The 21,087-nt window shown below is 51.5% G+C and carries 15 protein-coding genes; 5 read left to right on the top strand and 10 right to left on the bottom strand.

Annotated features, from left to right (window positions below):
* Positions 1-171: 171 nt before the first annotated feature.
* Positions 172-777, top strand: a complete 606-nt coding sequence (cobO, locus tag Q4491_RS00930; RefSeq protein ID WP_218382966.1) for a cob(I)yrinic acid a,c-diamide adenosyltransferase — start codon at positions 172-174, stop codon at positions 775-777.
* Here cobO and Q4491_RS00925 read toward each other — a convergent pair whose 3' ends face one another.
* The 5 genes from Q4491_RS00925 to apbC all read right to left on the bottom strand — a co-directional run bounded on the left by Q4491_RS00925 (position 778) and on the right by apbC (position 7,092).
* The gene (locus tag Q4491_RS00925; RefSeq protein ID WP_303453449.1) at positions 778-1,824 is read right to left on the bottom strand and encodes a metal-dependent hydrolase; all 1,047 of its coding nucleotides are present in this window, start codon (positions 1,822-1,824) and stop codon (positions 778-780) included.
* A gap of 153 nt (positions 1,825-1,977) precedes the next feature.
* Positions 1,978-4,197, bottom strand: a complete 2,220-nt coding sequence (locus Q4491_RS00920; protein ID WP_218382958.1) for an AsmA family protein — start codon at positions 4,195-4,197, stop codon at positions 1,978-1,980.
* Between the two features lie 167 nt (positions 4,198-4,364).
* Entirely contained in the window at positions 4,365-4,961 is a 597-nt protein-coding gene (gene dcd / locus Q4491_RS00915) for a dCTP deaminase (RefSeq protein WP_192015182.1), read from the bottom strand.
* Between the two features lie 184 nt (positions 4,962-5,145).
* Positions 5,146-5,790 (bottom strand): uridine kinase, encoded by a 645-nt coding sequence (gene udk, locus Q4491_RS00910; protein WP_192015181.1) that lies wholly within the window; start codon positions 5,788-5,790, stop codon positions 5,146-5,148.
* 213 nt (positions 5,791-6,003) lie between these two features.
* Positions 6,004-7,092: an iron-sulfur cluster carrier protein ApbC gene (gene apbC, locus Q4491_RS00905; protein WP_303453443.1), complete on the bottom strand. Its 1,089-nt coding sequence runs from the start codon at positions 7,090-7,092 to the stop codon at positions 6,004-6,006.
* A gap of 163 nt (positions 7,093-7,255) precedes the next feature.
* Here apbC and metG point away from each other — a divergent pair, with 163 nt between their 5' ends.
* The 3 genes from metG (at position 7,256) to Q4491_RS00890 (ending at position 12,249) form a co-directional block, all read left to right on the top strand.
* Complete coding sequence (gene metG / locus Q4491_RS00900; RefSeq protein WP_303453440.1) at positions 7,256-9,295, top strand: methionine--tRNA ligase; 2,040 nt, start codon at positions 7,256-7,258, stop codon at positions 9,293-9,295.
* Positions 9,296-9,699: 404 nt separating this feature from the next.
* The gene (locus Q4491_RS00895) at positions 9,700-11,001 is read left to right on the top strand and encodes a dicarboxylate/amino acid:cation symporter (protein ID WP_192015178.1); all 1,302 of its coding nucleotides are present in this window, start codon (positions 9,700-9,702) and stop codon (positions 10,999-11,001) included.
* Between the two features lie 345 nt (positions 11,002-11,346).
* Positions 11,347-12,249 (top strand): hypothetical protein, encoded by a 903-nt coding sequence (locus Q4491_RS00890; protein WP_303453437.1) that lies wholly within the window; start codon positions 11,347-11,349, stop codon positions 12,247-12,249.
* A gap of 130 nt (positions 12,250-12,379) precedes the next feature.
* Here Q4491_RS00890 and serS read toward each other — a convergent pair whose 3' ends face one another.
* The 5 genes from serS to lrp form a co-directional block, all read right to left on the bottom strand.
* A complete protein-coding gene (gene serS, locus Q4491_RS00885) occupies positions 12,380-13,672 on the bottom strand; it encodes a serine--tRNA ligase (protein ID WP_237794094.1) in 1,293 nt (430 codons plus the stop codon).
* Positions 13,673-13,796: 124 nt separating this feature from the next.
* On the bottom strand, positions 13,797-15,134 hold the full coding sequence (locus Q4491_RS00880) for a replication-associated recombination protein A (protein WP_303453433.1): 1,338 nt from the start codon (positions 15,132-15,134) through the stop codon (positions 13,797-13,799).
* 70 nt (positions 15,135-15,204) lie between these two features.
* Complete coding sequence (gene lolA, locus Q4491_RS00875) at positions 15,205-15,831, bottom strand: outer membrane lipoprotein chaperone LolA (protein WP_237794091.1); 627 nt, start codon at positions 15,829-15,831, stop codon at positions 15,205-15,207.
* A gap of 3 nt (positions 15,832-15,834) precedes the next feature.
* Complete coding sequence (locus Q4491_RS00870) at positions 15,835-18,816, bottom strand: DNA translocase FtsK (protein ID WP_303453428.1); 2,982 nt, start codon at positions 18,814-18,816, stop codon at positions 15,835-15,837.
* Between the two features lie 447 nt (positions 18,817-19,263).
* On the bottom strand, positions 19,264-19,758 hold the full coding sequence (lrp, locus tag Q4491_RS00865) for a leucine-responsive transcriptional regulator Lrp (protein WP_027252761.1): 495 nt from the start codon (positions 19,756-19,758) through the stop codon (positions 19,264-19,266).
* Between the two features lie 156 nt (positions 19,759-19,914).
* Between lrp and ald the strand changes: the two genes are divergently transcribed.
* Entirely contained in the window at positions 19,915-21,036 is a 1,122-nt protein-coding gene (ald, locus tag Q4491_RS00860) for an alanine dehydrogenase (RefSeq protein WP_192015174.1), read from the top strand.
* Positions 21,037-21,087 lie beyond the last annotated feature (51 nt).

Below are 21,087 nucleotides of genomic sequence, written 5' to 3'. Positions count from 1 at the left end.
ACCTGCTAGGGTTCACGCTAAAAGTATAGCAATCCCTATTTTCCTCCATTGGCTAAGGAATGAGAGAGTCAGGTTGTCATTAAACCACCAATCCCACTTGCGTCTTGTGCTCTGCTCGAACACAATCATCTCTTTTCTATTCCGCAAGAACGCCAACTTAAAGAGGCAGTTATGGCAGACGAACACAATAAACAGGATCGTTACAAAACCCGGCAGCAAAAAGTCAAAGAAGAAGTCGATGCCCGAGTGGCTGCAGCTCAGACAGAAAAAGGCATCCTGCTGGTCATTACCGGTAACGGTAAAGGTAAATCCACCTCTGGTTTCGGCACTATTGCCCGCGCGGTCGGTCATGGTCAGAAATGTGGTGTCGGTCAGTTTATCAAAGGCACCTGGGACAATGGCGAGCGGAACCTGCTAGAACAACACGACGTCACTTTCGCTGTCATGGGCACAGGATTTACCTGGGACACGCAAGACAAAGAAGCCGATACACTCGCGGCGCAGACCACCTGGACTGAATGCAAAAAAATGCTGACAGACGCCAGCTATGACGTGGTATTGCTCGACGAGCTGACTTACATGCTGACTTACGGCTATCTGGATATCGATGAGGTGCTGGACACTATCGCGCAGCGCCCACCGGAGCAATCCGTGGTGGTAACAGGCCGCGCGGCTCACCGTCGCCTGACTGACATGGCCGATACCGTTTCAGAAGTTCGCAACATCAAACACGCCTTTGAGAGCGGTATTAAAGCCCGCAAAGGCGTAGACTGGTAATCAGGACGACGGCAGCGCCGAATGATGACAGGCCTCAGACGCATGGCAGAGGTCTGCATCAATATCCTGACTGCCCAACAGGCGCAGCCACAAAGAAGGTAAATGTTTTATCCGCACCGCAGGGCTGCTCAATTGCACTGGCAGCGGGAATTGCCAGTCTTCATGGTTCTCCCGGCTGGCAAACACAAACCGGAACGGCAGATAATCCACCATGCCCAGACGCAGATCTGTGGCGATGATCTGGCTGCCGTTATCTTCATAGCGAATGAACTGACGGGTAAAACGTTCAAGCGCCTGTAATGTTGAAGGCTTGTCGGTCAGAGGCCAGTGACCGCGGGCTTTCTCAAGAAAGTCTACAGTGTCTGATTCATCTAACAGTGACGACAACCCTTCCCAGTAGCTGTCCTCGCCTAACACCACAATTCGCCATAACACGGTATTAAAAGGCGTTGGCGAAACAAAAACCGGCTTGCCTTCCAGTGGCGTGCCTGCCACCTGATTTTCTACTCTCTGCTCAATCATGTGCATCGCCACTACTGACCATAACAGGTACAGACTGGACAGGATAACACCGGCTTTGCACAGGCTGGCAATACGATCACGCCACAGCAGCGCGGCCAGCAACGTCACTAACAGCGGCAGGGTATAAAGCGGATCAATAATGAAGATACTGGACACCGCCACGCTGACAGGTAAAGGCCACAAAAGCTGAGTACCGTAAGCGGTAAAGGCATCCAGAATGGGATGGGTGATCAGGCAGGCCGCCACCAAGCCCCACAACCGCAAGAAACTGAATGAGCTGGCTGGCCGCCATCGGTGCCAGCACCACGCCAGTAACAACGAAAGCGGAAACAGCACAAAAAGAGAGTGGCTGAAGCCGCGATGCTTCACCATATCCGATACAGGATCGCCATAATCGATCAACACATCCAGATCCGGCAAGGTTCCCAGCATGGCACCGGCCACCAGCACTTTGGGTGAGGCTTTTCGGCCAGCTATCATGCCGGCAACAGCAGCGCCCAACGCCGCCTGTGTAACTGAATCCAAGGTCACTCTCCATGGTTTTTTGCTGATTGTACCAAACCGCTCAGTCAGAGATAGCCCAACTACATTATCAGTAACAAAATAGCGGCAGGCACTAAAAAGGCCAGCGGTTTACCCGACTGGCCCTGATCTCATTGGTTTGACGCAAACTGCGCGTTAGTTAAACAGTCCTTTCAGCAACTTATCCGTAGCTTCTTTGACTTTATCGTCACCGGCTTTGTCGCCCAGCAATTTATCCAGACCGCGTTGCACTTCCTTGTTGGCCTTTTCTTCCAGTCTGTCGGCTTCTTTTTTGGCTTTTGCTTCCAGTTCTTTCGCCCGCTTATCCAGCTCGCTGTTCCGCTTCACCAGCTCTTTAAAGTTGATGGCATAATCTGGCGCCTGCCAGGTCCCGGTAATATCAAGCGGCACTGTGATATCCGCGACTTCGTCTACCGATTTACCGCCCTGTCCTTTACTGGTGGCCACCACAGAGGTGTCAATCTGAAACGCCAGTGACTGCTCGGTCAGATCCGTATTCCCTTTGCCATCGACACGCAGCAGAGGCGAAGCCAGATGCATATTATTGGTCGCCGCTTTACCGTCCTTCAGTATGAAGGTCGCCGTCAGCGCAGAGAAATCTGTCTTTTTCGGCTCGTCCTGTACAGTATCAGACTGGCCTTTCAGTTTGGCCTTGGCTTCACGGATCATCTTGGGAATATTGATCCCGTTAACCGCACCATCGGCAAAATTGATGGCGATTGTTCCATCCAGATTCTTCTTGAGCCGCGACTCTGCCAGGCCTTTGCCTGCCACTTCGACATCAATGTTACCCGTGCCAGCCAGAATATCATTCTCGGCAACATCGACCAGTAAAGGCTGCACCTGTACACCCTGAATGGTATTGCTGATCTGGTACACCGGCAATGAACCGTTCGCATCCAGTCTGGCTGTGGCGGATATTGTCCCGTCATACAGATCTGCCGCGAATTTGTTGAGAGTAAACACGCCATTTTTAACCGCTATCGCCAGATCAACATTGCTCAGCCTGGCGTTGGCCGCCACAAAGCGCTTAACTTTCACAGTGCCGTCGACATCGAGCTGTTTCAAGACCGACAGATCAGGCTCCTGTTCGCTGACAGGTGCATCGCCAGCCGGTGCAGAAGCCGTGCCTGAGGTGTCTGACGGCTTGGCCTCCTCACTGGCTGCAGCCTCTGCGTCGCCACCGGTCCAGTTGTCGACATTGATCTCCTCACTGCTGAGCGCAAAACGGATCACCGGAATATCGGCCTGTTTGAAAGAGGCATCGCCGTTCAACGCCAGTTCATCCGCCTTCACTGTCAATCCGCTCAGGGTCGCCATAGCGGCTTTGAGATCGTATTCAGCATCGCCAGACATGGCCACTTTCATCGTCGGCCGGGGCAGAGCGGCACCTTCGAGATCTGATTTCAGATCCAGCGCCTGCAGCGAAATGTTCGCCTTATCCTGGCTGACCCTAATCCGGGTTTTACCCTCAGCATTGAAGGCAAGATCAGGGATCTGCCCTTTGGCTGACAGTGTCACGTTACTCCACTCGCCCAGATTAAAGGCATCCAGTTTCACCGTGACATTATCCAGCTGAGTGCCGGCTTCTGTCATGCTGGCGGAGAGCTCGGTGTTTTTCAGCGCCGCGTTATCCAGATTTTCCGCCAACTGCAGGCTGGTTTTGCCCTGGGCAGAGAAGCGCATCGCACCGTTTTGACCCGCCAGATCAAAATTCAGATCCGCCCATTCACCCGGTGCAAACTGGCTCAAATTCATGTTCAGCGAGTCCAGCGCAGTGACAGTACCTGCCTGATCGTCCCGCAGGCTGACACTGGCATTTTCAAGCGCTATGCCTGCCAGACTGATCACCCATTTCTCACCGGTTGCTGTTTCGCCTTCGGCCACCACTTCACCCTCACCTGACGCTGTCGGCTGTGCCTCAGTTTCCCGGGAGTCAGACGCCCTGTCTGTGGTCGTTTTATCGCCACCTAAGCCATCCAGATTACTGACGCCATCTTTGCGCGTCTGAATAAACACACGGGCATCTTTGAGCGTGACCTGACCAATTTCCAGCCGGTTGGACAGCAACGGAAGTACAGACACAGACACACCCGCTTCGTTGAACTGAACCAGGTTAGCTTCATCAAAACCTGCCGGATTACGAAACTCGGTCCGGCCTATCGCAAAGCCCACGCTCGGGAAAAAACGCCAGCCGATATCGCCTTCAATAACCAGATCACGGCCCGTGGCCTTTTTCACCTGTTCCGCAATCAAAGGCTTAAATTGGTTCGGGTCGACCAGCGTCACCAGAACGCCAATCGCCACCACCACAACCAGCACGATCGCCAGCAGTACATAGAGAATTTTTTTCATTCTGTCCTCGGAATGTGTGCCATGTTGAACAACATTTATTGACCTGTGACACACTAAAAATGCCAACAAAAAATGTCAAAATACCTGATTTATTAAAGCAAAAAATAAGGCCACCGTTAAGGTGACCTTATCATTCTGACTACAATTTAATGCGCTTCTGACAAAAATCAGCGATGTTTCTTCTCGTCTTCATTGATTCGGCTGGCAACCGCACCCTGCTGATTATGATATTTCGCATTGGCGCGCTTGTTGTAAGGTTTCTCAGCAGAACCTGACAGCACCTCAAAACTCAGAGCACCAATGGGCATGTGCGGACGCAGTGCCAGCGGCAGCCGGCCACTGTTATAAAATTCCAGCACAATCCTGCCAGCCCAGCCCGGGTCGATACGGTGCGCTGTGACGTGTACCATCAAACCCAAACGGGCCAGCGAAGAGCGTCCGTCCAGCCAGCCGACAATGTTATCCGGTAAGGTGACAGATTCATGAGTCACCGCCAGCGCCAGTTGTCCCGGATGCAGGAAAAAGGCATCGCCATCGGCGACTTCAATCTCATCACTCATGACTTTTTCGAGCTGTGCCGCAACATCTTCTTTTTTGCCGGAGAGATCGATAAACGGCGCACCGTGGTCAGTAAAAATACGGAAATTATTACCTAAGGTGACATCGATTGTCAGACCGCTAATCACATCATTTGACGGGCGCGGCTCAATACTGATCTTACCTTCATCAAGATAGGCCTTGATGTCCTTGTCACAAAGTCTCATGTTGCGGGTTATCTCCAGGGCAAAAAATCATAAATACTATCGGAAATGCTTGCCGCCACTATAACGACCTGTTCGCAGCAGGTCTATCTTTGCAGCCGCTTGCGTGACATGTTGTCACGCCTTTTAATACAACACCGAATTCAGGAGACAAAAAAGGCTGACCTGAGCCAGCCGTTGCCATACCTTACGCTTTAAGCAAGCGGGCAATATGCGCTTTTAACACATCGATAGCAATTCGGTTCTTGCCGCCTCGTGGCACAATAATATCGGCATATTGTTTCGACGGTTCAATGAACTGCATAAACATAGGGCGGACGGTTTTCTGATATTGCTGCAGTACCGATGACATTGTCCGGCCGCGTTCTGCCACATCACGCTGCAAACGGCGAAGCAGACAGATATCCAGCGGGGTATCCATAAACACAGTTGCATGCATCAGGTCACGTAAACGGGGATCCGTCAGCAGCAGGATACCTTCCAGAATGATCACCTTCTTTGGAGTCAGCGAGGTGGTTTCCGTCATGCGAGTGTGCTCGCTGTAGCTGTACTGCGGCACTTCCACCGCTTCACCACGCATCAGGGTTTCGAGGTGCTCACAAAGCAAATCATGGTCAAGGGCATTGGGATGGTCATAATTGGTCTTTACCCGTTCATCCATACTCAGGTGACTTTGATCGTTATAGTAACAATCTTCCGTAATAACACCGATCTGTTGATCGCCAACTTTTTCTCTAAGTTCGTTGTAAACCGTTCTGGCAATCAAACTTTTACCGGAAGCAGACGCGCCTGCAATCCCGATAATTACGCATTGGTGTGAATGTTCAGACATATCAGAAAGCACCTGTAAGAATATCTAGCGGGTTATTACCCAATTTCAGTAACCGGCCCCACTCAGCGGCACAGCACTATACTGCAGGTAAAAATTAAACCGCACGATTATAAGGAGTTGACGCCTTGGATACCAGAGCAAATGCGATCTTGCGCTCAAAACATTATGCAAATGCAACAGAAAACAAGACTTAAACAGTTACATTGACCGCAATTACAGAGTTTTAATACTGATTTGCTCTGCCACAGGTTGCCCATGCCAATAGAGTCGGCTGGCTACGCGCCCGGCTAACTCTATATAAGCCTGAGCCTGCTCACTGTCAGGTGATGACGCCACTGTCGGTGTGCCTTCGTCAATATCCTGACGAATCTGAATATGCAGTGGCACCTGAGCCAGCAAAGGAATCGCGTAGTCCCGCGCCATTCTCTCCGCCCCTCCGGTACCAAAAATCGCCTCATGGTGACCGCAGGCGCTGCATATGTGATAGCTCATGTTTTCCACCACGCCGAGTACGGGCACATGCACTTTACTGAACATATTTACCCCCTTGATGGCATCAGCCAGGGCCAGATCCTGCGGGGTGGTGATCACCACAGCCCCGGTGACCGGCATCTGTTGCGCCATGGTCAGTTGGATATCTCCCGTGCCGGGCGGCATATCCACCACCAGATAATCCAGCTCCGGCCACAGAGTTTCATTCATGATCTGCGACAGAGCTTTCGATGCCATCGGGCCGCGCCACACAGTCGCATTATCGGCCGGCACCAGGTAGCCGACAGAATTGGTATACAGGCCATGCGCCACCACCGGAGCCATCATTTTTCCGTCCGGTGAGGACGGTTTTTCATCTGCCGCGCCCAGCATCATAGGCACAGATGGCCCATAGATATCGGCATCCAGCAGCCCGACTCGGGCGCCCAGCGCCTGTAATCCCAGCGCAAGATTCACGGCTGTCGTCGACTTGCCTACGCCGCCTTTGGCCGAACTGACGACCAGCAGATTCTTAACGCCTTTCAATAGCGGCTTGTCATTGGCGGCCAACGGCGTAACCCGCACTTTGACACTGACGTTCAGATCTGTGGCAATCTGCTGAGCCTGCTGATCAGCAATCCAGTCTGTTAAAGCATCGGCCACAGACGAAGCGGCAAAAGGCAGCGTGATGATCACCGCCTGATCACCTTGCCAGTGGACGAGACCGGGAGTATCCGCCCACTCATGCACCAGCCAGGGATGTGTAAACTGATTTAACCAGTCACACAATGCCGCTTTATCGGCAAAAGGACTGTCGGGATTATTCACCATGATAAAGACCTGCTTTGTTCGTTGTAATACGCTGTTTTTATCCTATCACTTTGCGTCTGAAACCGCTCTAATTGTCAGTGATTTCGGCTATGAATCAGGCCTGCCTTGGGGTACTATTCAAGGCTTATTATCTTTTTTACCCATCATGAGCGAATAGAGAAATATGGCTGCAAACCCAAGAAAAATTCTGGTGACCTGCGCCCTGCCGTACGCTAACGGTTCTATCCACCTTGGCCACATGCTTGAGCATATCCAAGCGGATATCTGGGTGCGCTATCAGCGCCTTCGCGGCAACGAAGTTCATTTCATCTGTGCAGACGACGCGCACGGTACGCCAATTATGCTTAAGGCCCAACAGATGGGGATGGAGCCTGAGCAAATGATTGACGAAGTGAGCAAAGAGCACCAGGCGGATTTTGCTGGCTTCGATATCAGCTTTGATAACTACCACAGCACGCACTCTGAAGAGAACCGCGAGCTGTCTTCTTTCATCTATAACGAACTCAAGAAAAACGGCTTTATTACCAGCCGCACTATTTCTCAGCTGTTCGATCCAGAGAAAGAAATGTTTCTGCCGGACCGTTTTGTCAAAGGCACCTGCCCGAAATGTAAAGCAGACGATCAGTACGGTGATAACTGTGACAACTGTGGTGAAACTTACAGCCCGACGGATCTGATCAACCCGAAATCTGCAGTTTCTGGCGCCACGCCTGTAATGAAAGATTCAGTGCACTTCTTCTTTGACCTGCCTCAGTTTGAAAGCATGTTAAAAGCGTGGACCAAATCCGGTGCGCTGCAGGAAGAAACATCTAATAAGATGCAGGAATGGTTCGATGGCGGACTGCAGCAATGGGATATCTCCCGTGATGCGCCTTACTTCGGCTTTGAAATCCCGGGCGAAACCGGCAAGTATTTTTATGTCTGGCTGGACGCGCCTATCGGTTACATGGGTTCATTCAAAAACCTGTGTGACAAGCGTGACGATCTGAACTTTGATGAGTTCTGGAACAAAGACAGCTCCACTGAGCTTTACCATTTCATCGGTAAAGACATAGTGTACTTCCACAGCCTGTTCTGGCCAGCCATGCTGGACGGTGCCGGTCTGCGCAAACCGAGCAATGTCTTTGTTCACGGCTATGTCACAGTCAACGGTGCCAAAATGTCCAAGTCTAAGGGGACATTTGTCAAAGCCAGCACTTATCTGGAACATTTGGATCCTGAGTGCCTGCGATACTACTACGCCGCCAAACTGAACAACCGTATTGATGATCTCGACCTGAATCTGGAAGACTTCTCACAACGCGTCAACAGCGATGTCGTGAACAAGATTGTCAATCTGGCTTCCCGTAACGCAGGTTTCATTACCAAACGCTTCGATGGCAAACTGGCCGACACCTTCGCAGAACCGGCGCTGTACCAGGAATTCGCGGCGGCGTCTGACCGTATTGCCGAGTTGTATGAGAACCGTGAATTTGGTCGTGCCATCCGCGAAATTACTGCCCTGGCTGACAAAGCTAACCAGTACGTCGATGAGAAAGCACCTTGGGTTGTAGCGAAAGAAGAAGGCAAAGATGCTGAACTGCAGTCAATCTGCTCTGTCGGTATTAACCTGTTCCGTGTGCTGATGACTTACCTCAAACCTGTGATGCCAAAACTGGCAGAGCGCGTTGAAGGATTCCTCAATGAAACCCTGACCTGGGATGGTATTGCACAGCCACTGACAGGCCATGAGATTGCCAAGTTCAAAGCCCTGTTCAGCCGAATAGACAGCAAACACATTGAAGCTATGGTTGAGGCGTCTAAAGAAGACGCTGCCGCTGAAAAAGCCGCAACAACCCAGCCCGCCGCGGGCCCATTGGTTGATGAACCAATCGCGGATGAAATCGAGTTCGATGACTTTGCTAAAGTGGATCTGCGTATTGCAAAAATCATCAGTTGTGAGTCTGTGCCAAAAGCGGACAAACTACTGAAATTCCAGCTCGATATCGGCGGCGAAACCCGTCAGGTTTTCTCTGGCATTAAGTCAGCCTATAACCCGGAAGATCTGGTCGGCAAGCTAACGGTTGTCGTGGCTAACCTCAAACCGCGTAAAATGAAGTTTGGTATGTCAGAAGGCATGATCCTGGCTGCCGGTCCTGGCGGCAAAGAGCTATGGCTGCTGGAACCTCATGAAGGTGCCCAGCCTGGCATGCGTGTAATGTAAAGCGGATTCACAGAAAAACACCTGAAAAAAGGAGCAGTCGCTCCTTTTTTTATCCTATTTCCCCTTGTTCCGCACGTTCACCCGCCGGCGACTCTCTCGCAATCATGCACTTCTCAGCAGCACCTACAGCCTACACACTCAGCTTTTGATTTCATCAAAATCGCAAAGAGCAGACGATATAACCAAAAAATGCTTGCTATATCAGTATATAAAGCAATCAAACGGTTTCTGGTTTGTTAATAAGAATAAGGATTTATTAACAACAAACCCAATAAAGTGTGATCTCATACAAGCTTTAAATCATGACATTGATTTTACATCGCGGGTTTGTAACTGGAACTGGTAATCTGCTCCGCGCTCTGAGGATCAGTAACAGAGCCACATATAATAAGGAGTGTTCTTTCATGAAAACCCAAAACAAAAAACTGTCCCTGACCGCCCGAGTCATTCTCGGTATGGTGCTGGGTATTTTGACTGGATTTATCATCCGCTCGCTTTTCGCTGATACGGCATTTGTTCAGGACTACATAGTTAACGGCCTGTTCGAAGTAGGCGGCTCAATCTTTATTGCCAGCCTGAAGATGCTGGTTGTGCCACTCGTTTTCGTCTCACTGGTATGCGGTACCAGCACTCTGAGCGATATCAGCACTCTTGGCCGTCTTGGCGGTAAAACACTGGCTTTCTATCTCACCACTACGGCTGTGGCTATTACGCTTGCCCTGACAATGGGCACGCTGTTTAAGCCTGGCGAAGGTGCAGATCTGGCGGCCGCGACCTCATTTGCAGCCAAGGAAGCACCTTCACTGGGTGAAGTGATCATTGGCATGTTCCCGACCAACCCTATCAATTCCATGGCTCAGGGCAATACGCTGCAGATCATCGTATTTGCCATTCTGCTCGGTATTGCCATCAGTGCAGCAGGTAAAGCGGGTGAACGCATTGCCGGCGTCTTTGCCGATCTGAACGAAGTGATCATGAAGCTGGTGGCATTGCTGATGCACATCGCGCCATACGGTGTATTCTTCCTGATGGCAAAACTGTTCACCGGTCTGGGTTTGGATGCTATCTATAACCTGATGGGTTACTTCCTGGTACTGAGTTGTACCCTGATTCTGCATGCCGTGTTCACTTACGGCCTGATGCTGAAAATGTTCTCGGGCCTGAGCCCATTCGTTTTCTTCAAGAAGATGGAAGATGCGATCATGTTCGCCTTCTCAACGGCCTCTTCCAATGCCACCATCCCGGTGACGATGGAAACGGCGACCAAGCGTCTGGGTGTCAGCAATAAAGTGGCCTCATTCACTGTACCATTGGGCGCGACCATCAACATGGATGGCACCGCCATTATGCAAGGTGTGGCCACTGCCTTTATTGCTCAGGCATTCAATATCGACCTGACCATGGGCGATTACATGGCAGTGATCATGACAGCAACGCTGGCCTCAATCGGTACCGCCGGTGTCCCTGGTGTCGGGCTGATCATGCTGGCGATGGTATTGAATCAGGTAGGACTGCCGGTTGAAGGTATCGCTATCATCATGGGTGTTGACCGCCTGCTGGATATGATTCGCACTGCCGTCAACATCACAGGCGACAGTGTTGTCACCTGTATTGTGGGTAAATCTGAAAATGAGATAGATATCAGCCGCTTTAACGATCCAAAAGCGGGTGAAGCTGACGAAGAAGTACACCTGCACAAAGCCTGATGCGAAAGCTGGATAGTAACCTCTGAGGCCCCATATCGGGGCCTCTTCTTTTATCTGCTCAACCAATTTCTCTCCTTGCCTTATTCTGTGGCATCGCAAGTTTTAAAATGCACCAAAGCAGTGCAATTAAAGTGTACCAATGACGCTACCTTAATAAATTTTCCAATTTAATCATATAGATAGAAAATGACACCTGCTAAAAAATCTGGCTCGCTTTTTGCGTTATGACTAGGTCGTTAAGAAACTGCAACTCAGGCTTAAACAAGCTGACCCAGAAACAGAATCAAAACGTCAAAGAGGATCAACAAAGTATTTATGCCATTTACTGGCATTCAGGGAGTCGATATGTGGATTATTCTTGGTTTAACACTGACTGTGCTGGCACTCACGGCTTGGTATTTCTACAACAAACAGCAGCAGGCACAAACTGAAGCACACTTCGATCAGATCCTTGGCCTTCGGCAGCTCATTCAACTGCTGCGCCAACACAGGCGTCTGTCCCATAGCCATCTTATGAAAAGCCAACTCACTAAAAGTCGAGGCGAAATCCTGCCGGTTTTTCCCGAGCAGAATGCCATCCTGAGTTTGAGCCATACTCTGCTGAGTCAGGCCGGGCTTGAGCAAAAACCCATGTACCGGATTCTGACTCAGCATTTGCAGCAGTTAAGCACTGAGTGGCCGCAGTATTCTATGTCACGTAACCAGGCCAGTCATGGCAAAAACATTCGCCATGTTATGTATCTGATTGATGACCACTTAACCACCAGCCTGCTCATTGCAGACAAAAGCACCCTGTTCGAGCAGTATCAGCAGTTCTGGCCGGTCACACTGAACGCATTGGATACCCTGGCCCAGTTCCGCTCAACAGTGGCGGTGTTTCATCCGGGTAACAGTAAGCAGGAAGTATTACTGCGCAGGCATCTGCATTTGCTGCAACGCCGATTGGGACAAATGAACCTGATGCTCAAAATACCCGGGCCGTCGTTAATGGCCGATCAGCTGGAGAACGACCTGACCACTTTGCTGCAATCGGCCAGTGCAAGCAAAGCATGCCGGCTGGCACTGTATAAGTTCTCACTCAGCTTGTCGGATAACATTTTCTATTTATTTGATGCCAAGTTGACTGAGATTGCTCATTCGCTGGCGATAGACGATTTCCCGCTGGATATCAGCGCCAGTCTGCTTCCCCTGCTGGAACAGGCTGAATCTGAAGCTGCCGGTCAAACCGAACTCAAGCTTCAGGCCTGATAACGATACGCCCGCCTTCCTCTGACACAGGTGCCATCCCGCGCTCAAGGCAGGTCGCGGTCAAGGCAGATAAAGACATAAAAAAACCCAGCGCAGGCTGGGTTTTTCATTTTGACTGTCATCACAGCGATTAACCGATGTGAGTCAGACCGCCCATGTACTGACGCAGCACTTCAGGGATCTCAATGCGGCCATCAGCCTGCTGATAGTTTTCCAGCACTGCGACCATGGTGCGGCCAACCGCCAGACCTGAGCCATTCAGAGTATGTACCAGCTCAGGCTTCTTCTCGCCTTTACGGCGGAAGCGTGCCTGCATCCGGCGTGCCTGGAAATCACCCACATTGGAGCAGGAAGAGATCTCACGGTAAGTATTCTGCGCCGGCAGCCAGACTTCCAGATCGTACGTCTTCATCGCACCAAAGCCCATATCACCAGTACAGAGAATCACTTTACGGTAAGGCAGTTCCAGCAGTTGCAGTACTTTCTCTGCCTGGCCGGTCAGCTCTTCCAGTGCCGCCATAGAATCTTCCGGACGGGTGATCTGAACCAGTTCCACTTTATCAAACTGGTGCATACGAATCAGGCCGCGGGTATCACGACCATAAGAACCGGCTTCAGAGCGGAAGCAAGGCGTATGCGCCGTCATCTTGATTGGCAGTTCAGCTTCGTCAACTATGGTATCGCGAACCATATTGGTCAGCGGCACTTCCGCGGTCGGGATCAGCGACATACCCACGCCTTCTTCGGTCGCAGGCTTGGTATTGAACAGATCTTCGCCGAATTTCGGCAGCTGGCCCGTACCGTACAGGCTGTCTTGATTGACCAGGTAAGGGACATACATTTCGGTATAGCCATGCTCCTGGGTGTGGAGATCGAGCATGAACTGCGCCAATGCACGGTGCAGACGGGCGAACTGGCCCTTCATTACGATGAAACGGGAGCCAGAGAGTTTTACCGCGCTGGCAAAGTCCAGACCTTCAGCCATCTCGCCCAGATCAACGTGATCTTTCACAGCAAAATCGTAAGTCTTAGGTTCGCCCCAGCGTGAAATTTCGACGTTCTCGTCTTCATCTTTACCGATTGGCGCGGAGTCATCCGCTATATTCGGAATAGACAGCTCAATGTCGCTGAGCTGAGACTGAATCTCAGCCAGCGCTTTTTTAGCGTTATCCAGCTCAGAACCCAGGCCAGCGACCTCTGCCATGACTTTATCGGCTTCTTCGTGCTCGCCCTTGCCTTTCAGCTGACCAATTAACTTCGAGCGGGAATTACGCAAGGACTGCAGTTCTTCCGTTTTCACCTGAATCGACTTACGTTGCTCTTCCAGGGAACGAAGTGTTTCTACGTCAAGGGTAAACCCACGGTGCGCTAATTTTTCTGCTGTCGCGTCCAGCTCAGTTCGAAGAAGTTTTGAATCTAGCATGCTAATCCTGTGCTCGTCATAGAATGTTGCACAAAATTTAACCCGTTCGCGGGTTAAATAAGTTGAAATCTGAATACGTTAGAATCACTAACGCAAGTTGATAAACGATACCCAAAAAGCCTGATTATTGATAGCGTTTCTGCGGGCTTTTTGCATCCAAGGAAGCCAGATATTCCAGCTTCTCAGCAATTTTACTCTCTAAACCACGCTCTGAGGGCTGATAGTACTTCCTGCTCTGTAGCTCAGGGGGCAGATAGCACTCCCCTGCCGCATACGCGCCAGGCTCATCATGGGCATACCGATACTCAGCACCGTAACCCAGATCTTTCATCAGTGTGGTTGGTGCATTTCTCAGATGAGGAGGGACTTCGTAGTCGGGCAGATTGGCCGCATCCGCTTTTGCCTGATTAAATGCAGTGTAGACCGCATTACTTTTGGGTGCAGAAGCAAGATACACAATGGCTTGCGCGATCGCCCTTTCACCTTCATAAGCGCCCACCCGGGTGAAACAATCCCAGGCCGCAATCGCGACTTGCATGCCACGCGGGTCGGCATTGCCGACATCTTCAGACGCTATGGCCAGTAATCGGCGGGCGACATAAAGGGGATCGCAACCTGCCTGTAGCATGCGCGCATACCAGTATAAGGCGCCATCCGGACTGGAGCCGCGGATTGACTTGTGGACCGCGGAAATCATGTCGTACCAGAGATCGCCTTTGTTATCAAAACGGGTGATCTTCTCACCGGCGACTTCAGCCAGCAGCGCTAAAGTGATGACTTTACTGCCCTGATGCGCCTCTGCCATATCCGCCAGCAGCTCCAGGTAGTTGAGCGCCATACGCGCATCGCCATTAACCAGTGCCGCCAGGCTTTCTTTCACATCCGGAGCAAAGGTCAGGCTGTCGTCCCTGATGCCGCGCTCTGCATCATCCATCGCCTGATTGATGACTGTCAGTATGTCGTCTGTCGTCAGAGACTTGAGCTTATAGACCCGGGCGCGGGATAACAGTGCATTGTTGAGCTCAAAAGACGGATTTTCAGTGGTCGCGCCAATGAATGTCACAGTGCCATCTTCAATATGCGGCAAAAACGCATCCTGCTGGCTTTTATTGAAACGGTGCACCTCATCGACAAACAAAATGGTGCGCCGGCCGGCGTGCTGATTCTGACGCGCTTTATCTATGGCGGCACGAATATCTTTGACGCCCGAGGTCACCGCCGATACACGCTCTACTTCAGCATTGGCATAGTGAGCCGCAACTTCCGCCAGCGTCGTTTTGCCGGTGCCGGGCGGTCCCCAGAGAATCATGGAGTGTAGATGCCCGGCCTCCAGCGCTCTTCGTAAAGGCTTCCCCTGGCCAAGTATATGTTGCTGGCCAATGTACTCTTCTACCGTACGCGGACGCATGCGCGCAGCCAAGGGGCGAAAATCCGAGGAAAAATTTAAGCTGAGGTTATCCACGCTGACCATCCATCACTGAAAAAGGCGGTATCTCTACCGCCTGAATAATACTCTCTCGTTTTTAACGCAATCAGCGCTTATCGTCCAGCTCTACGCCCGGAGGGGGAGTGAAGCTGTATTGCTTACGATCTTGCTTGCCACGCGTAAATCGGGCAAAGCGAAACTGGCTGAGCTGACCGTCCTGCTCTTCAACGGAAAAACCGCGAACCTGACCATCCCGGCCGACTGTAACCACAAACTTCCCGGTCACTGCAGCGCTGTCTTTCGGCGTCAGCGTAAACGTATCAGCCGTCTGGGCTACGTTGTATTTCGCCCAATCCTGATTCTGGTTGCGAATCAATAAAACAAAAGGAGTCTGCGCGGTGGCATCGTCCAGTTTCATCGCCGTTACCTGCTCTACCATAGGAGTGTAGTACCAGAGGGTACGACCGTCTGACACCAGCAGATTTTCATCCGGCGTGTCGGCATGCCATCTGAACAAATTCGGGCGCTGAACCGAAACATTCCCCTGACCCTCAACCAGCAAATCCCCTTCAGGGCTGGTGACCTTCTGAGTGAATGTGGCACTGAAGGCATCGACTTTATTCAGACGCTGACTCAACTCCTGCTGGGCACTGGCTAATGCCAGTACTGGAAACAGTGCAGCGGCCAGAATCACGCCCTGAATGGTTTTTGTTATTTGCTGATTTTTCATCATACATCAATCTCCTGCCGGAGCCGGCGCCAGCACTTCGCGGTTACCATTATGGCCCGGAGGACTGACAATACCGTGTGCTTCCAGCTGTTCTACAATACGGGCGGCGCGGTTATAGCCAATTTTGAAACGGCGTTGGACGCCAGAAACGGATCCGCGACGGCTCTCTGCCACGAAGGCAGCGACCTGGTCAAAGAGCTGATCAAGATCATCCTCACCACCGGATGAAGTTTCCCCTGGCAACATGGCTTCCGACCCCTGGTCTGAGTTCAGAATTCCGTCGATATACTGGGGTTTGCCCCGGGCTTTCCAGTCGTTCACCACATTATGGACATCATCATCGGATGCAAAGGCACCGTGAACACGTATGGTGTGACTCTGACCTGCCGGCAGATACAACATATCACCCATGCCCAGCAACGATTCTGCCCCACCCTGATCCAGAATAGTCCGTGAGTCTGTCTTGGTTGAGACGGTAAACGCCATACGGCTTGGAATATTGGCCTTAATCAGACCGGTAATCACATCCACCGACGGACGCTGAGTCGCCAGCACCAGGTGAATACCAGAGGCTCGCGCTTTCTGCGCCAGACGAGCGATCAGCTCTTCCACTTTCTTGCCGACCACCATCATGAGATCGGCAAACTCATCCACTATGACCACAATACTTGGCATTTTCTCCAACAGCGGTGGATGTTCATCCATACTATCGCCAGGTTTCCACAGCGGATCATGGATTGGGTGACCGGCGGCAGCAGCTTCTTTCAGCTTGGCATTATAACCGGCCAGGTTTCGCACCCCTACCGCGGCCATCAGTTTGTAGCGGCGTTCCATTTCCCCCACACACCAGCGAAGCGCATTACCGGCGTCTTTCATGTCAGTGACGACTTCGGTCAGCAGATGCGGAATGCCTTCGTAAATAGACAACTCCAGCATTTTCGGGTCGATCATGATGAAACGGCAATCCTCTGGCTTACATTTGTAAAGCAGGCTGAGAATCATCACGTTGACACCCACAGATTTACCAGAGCCTGTGGTACCGGCCACCAGTAAGTGGGGCATTTTACTCAAATCAGCGGCTACCGCCTCACCGGCAATGTCATAGCCCAGCACGATAGGAAGTGGACCGCGCATGTTCATAAAGCGCTCACTGCCCAGCACTTCAGACATATAAACCGTTTCGCGGCTCTCGTTCGGCAATTCCAGACCGATATAAGGCTTGCCCGGGATCACTTCCACAACGCGCACTGCATAGGCAGACAAAGCACGGGCCAGATCTTTCGCCAGCCCTGAGATGCGGCTCACTTTGACACCGGGTGCCAAATCCAGCTCATAGCGCGTGATCACCGGGCCAGGATAAATCCCAACCACCTTGGCTTTAATTTTGTAATCCGCCAGCTTAGATTCCACCAAACGGGCGGTATTCTTTAATTCTTCTTCACTGGTTGGCTGCACATTTTGTGTTGGCGGCTGCAGGAGATCCAAAGTTGGCATCGGTGAAGTCGGTTTAGGCAAATCGACATCTTTTTTCATCAGGAACGGATTATCCAGCCCCGCTGCGTAGGCTTGCTGCTGTTGTGCCTGCTGCGCTTCGCGAATTTTGCGCTGAAAAGCCTCTTCATCAGATTCTTGGTCATCAGCGTATTCAGCCTCGTCCTCAGTTTCTGAGGCTATGCCAGCACGTTCCAGTTCAGACATACCATCACGGACACCGATCTCAATATCCGTATCGGGCATGGGTTCGTCTTGCCAGGGTATATCGTCATCAGGTTCAGCAACTGCGTACTCCTGCTCCGGCGCAGATTGGTACTCAGACATCACCGGCTCTTCCCCGACCAGGGACAGATCCCCGATAACGGGTTCATCCACCCTGTCATGAGTGGACGGGTCCTGCTGGCTCAGTTGGTCCTGACCCGGCTGTTCATAACTGTCTGTAAGAGTGTCGGCCTGGGCGTTGTCCGACTCGGCGGCATACACGCTGTAATCATCATTTTCGGCCAGCTGGGACTGCAAGTCCGCAATCGTCACGCCAGCGATATCCGGATTGGATCCCAGCGGCTGACTGGCGGAGGCTGCAGCGGGCTTGCTGCGTTCTGGCATCACAATGGCAGGTTCTGACTGCCCAGGCGCATGCGCCGGCGCCGGCTTAACCTCAGGGCGAGCCTGATTGATCTGAGCCGGTTTCTCAACAGCCGTATCCGAAACCCGTGTGTCGGCCAGCGGCGTTGGGGTATAGGCAATACGTTCTGGACGACGCAGTAATACGTCATCCTCGTCAATGTCTGTCTCGTCCTTGTGCGTCAGCCTGGCGGCATAAGCTGTCTGGCTTTCGTCTGGAATATCAGCAGCAAAAGGCGCCAGTGTCTGCGGCTTTTCGCCACGGACTCTGTTGAGCAACCAGCCTAGCATCCCTAAGGTTGTCTCACCTATGCCATCCACCACGCGCAGCCAGGAAATGCCGGTCAGCAGGGTAAAACCCACCGCCCATAAAAACATCAGAACCAGTGTCGTGCCAAGCAGGCTAAACAGCGGCAGAGTCAGATTGGCGACGACATCGCCGATAACACCACCGGAGGAGAAGTACCAGATATCATCAAAGTTCAGATCGGCAAGGCCACAACTGGTCAGAAACAGTAACAGCAAGCCTAACAGGCGGGTGCCGTATATCATGTAGTCCGCCGCTTCCCGTTCACCACGACGACGGAACATCACCCAGGTCACTCCCAGCATAACAAGCGGTAAAGGGTACGCCAGCGAGCCAAAAGTGAAAAAGGCGGTGTCGGCCACCATAGCACCGAATGCGCCGGCTTTATTTTGCACCGTACCCTGCCAGGCCGTTTGCGACCAGGACGGATCGGCCGGGTTAAAACTGACCAGGGCAACCATGATATACACTGCGGCAAGAATACCGATGATCAAAAAACTTTCCAGCAGGCGCTGTCCGCCTGACAGGCGTATAGGCTGAGTTTTGCCTCTAACTTTCCTCAAAAACTCTCTCCGGTCTTGCTAATACTGACTGTAAGCCGGGGGTAATCAACGTCCTGTGGGTGACCCAGCTGAATTTGCGTTTGATATATCACCCAGGCCGCTTTAAGGGGCTTGGGTGTTGTGGCCTATTTTATACCACTTAACGGGTAATGTTACCTGCCTGAGGAAATGTGGGAGCAAAGTAGGAAAACGATGTGAACAACACAGAATGCACGCCCGTTGACACTTTCACTCACTTTGCGCACTCCCGCAGCACGCTTGGCTCCACCATACAAGCTGTAATTGTAGTTTGTTGATAACACAAATAATTCATCCCAATGTCAAATAGATGATGGGATGCCGACTTTTTCAGCAATTGAGACACAAAACAGTATAACTGCCACAAAAACGAAACAAGCGGCGCAAGGCCGCTTGGTATTGATTGAAATCAGACTGGCTCCGGGCCAATTAACGCGTTTTGATAACCAGGTTATTGGTCTGTTTCACTTCTTCCATTACAACATATGTACGAGTGTCGTTTACACCCGGTAAGCGCAGCAGGGTTTCACCCAGCAGCTTACGGTATGCAGACATATCCGATACACGTGTTTTTAACAGGTAGTCGAAATCGCCCGACACCAGATGGCACTCTTGAATATCTTCCAGCTCCTGAACCGAACGGTTAAATTGCTCAAAGACATCGGGTGCACCACGATTAAGGGTAATTTCAACGAAAACGAGCAGAGATGCGTCCAGATATTGCGGGTTCAGCAACGCAGTATAGCCGCTGATGTACCCCTGGCGCTCCAGGCGACGTACACGCTCCAGACAAGGAGTTGGAGACAATCCAACACGTTTAGACAACTCAACGTTTGAAATTCGTCCGTCCTTCTGAAGTTCGTTCAGAATGTTGCGGTCGATGCGATCCAACTCCTTGGAGGGTTTCTTTTTGGTATCTACCATTTTTTATTCCACCTATTTACTTCCTTGCAAAAAAATATACTACATCTACTAGTTATTTAGTATCAAATACTCTTTTAGTCAAACTATACTGCCATTAGCTCTGTCATTTCAACCTTGTCCATAGCTAACCCTGCTACATAGATCAAGGAGCACAGCATGATCATCGGTGTGCCTAAAGAAATCAAAGACCACGAATACCGAGTAGGCCTTGTAACCAGCAGCGTCAGAGAACTGGTTTCGCTAGGTCATCAGGTACTGATTGAAACCCAGGCCGGAGCAGGTATAGGGTTGTCCGATGCAGATTATCAATCTGCCGGAGCAACGATTCTTTCGACTGCTTCAGAAGTTTTTACCAGATCAGAGCTAATTATTAAAGTAAAAGAACCCCAGACCGTCGAAAGAGCCATGCTTCGCGAAGGGCAAATTCTATTCACTTATCTACATCTGGCCCCTGATTTTGAGCAGACAAAGGAGCTGATTCAGAGCAAATCTATTTGTATTGCTTATGAAACGGTAAAAGACCATAAAGGCCGGCTTCCTTTACTGGCGCCCATGTCTGAGGTAGCCGGCAGGATGTCGGTTCAGGCCGCTGCGCAAACGCTGGAAAATACCCGTGGCGGCAGAGGTTTGCTGCTCAGCGGTGTACCCGGGGTCGAGCCAGCCAAAGTCCTCATTTTAGGCGGTGGTGTTGTGGGTTCGAATGCCGCCCGTCTGGCGGTAGGGATGCGTGCTGATGTCACTGTGCTGGATCGTAACCTGGATACGTTACGGGCGCTGGACTGCGAGTTTCAGGGCAAAGTGAAGCTGCTTTACTCGACGGATGATCTGATTGACCGTCTGGTGCCTGATACCGATGTGATTATCGGCGCGGTGCTCATTCCCGGTGCAGCTGCCCCTAAGCTCATCACGGCCGGGCACGTTAAAGCTATGAAGCACGGTTCATGCCTTGTTGATGTGGCGATTGATCAGGGCGGCTGTTTTGAAACTTCTCATCCGACCACGCATACCAACCCAACCTACATAGTGGACAATGTCGTACACTACTGTGTCGCCAATATGCCCGGTGCGGTGGCACGAACTTCGGCGTTTGCGCTCAACAATGCCACGCTGCCGTATATCATCAGTCTGGCCGGTAAAGGCTATAAGCAGGCGTTACGGGATGATCCCGGCTTTCTGGCCGGTTTAAATGTCATACACGGTAAAGTGACATATCGCGAAGTCGCTGAAGCCTTTAACCTTCACTATACCGATCCGACGGTTGCCCTGAGCATGCACTAAACTGCGCCTGTTACATTTCGCTGCCCCTAGCGCTGAAAACCTGGTTTCCGG

The sequence above is a fragment of the Photobacterium sp. 2_MG-2023 genome, from assembly GCF_030547675.1.
GTDB lineage: Bacteria > Pseudomonadota > Gammaproteobacteria > Enterobacterales > Vibrionaceae > Photobacterium > Photobacterium arenosum.
The sequence above is the reverse complement of the archived record's forward strand: the minus strand, read 5'-3'. Positions and strand labels throughout refer to the sequence as shown.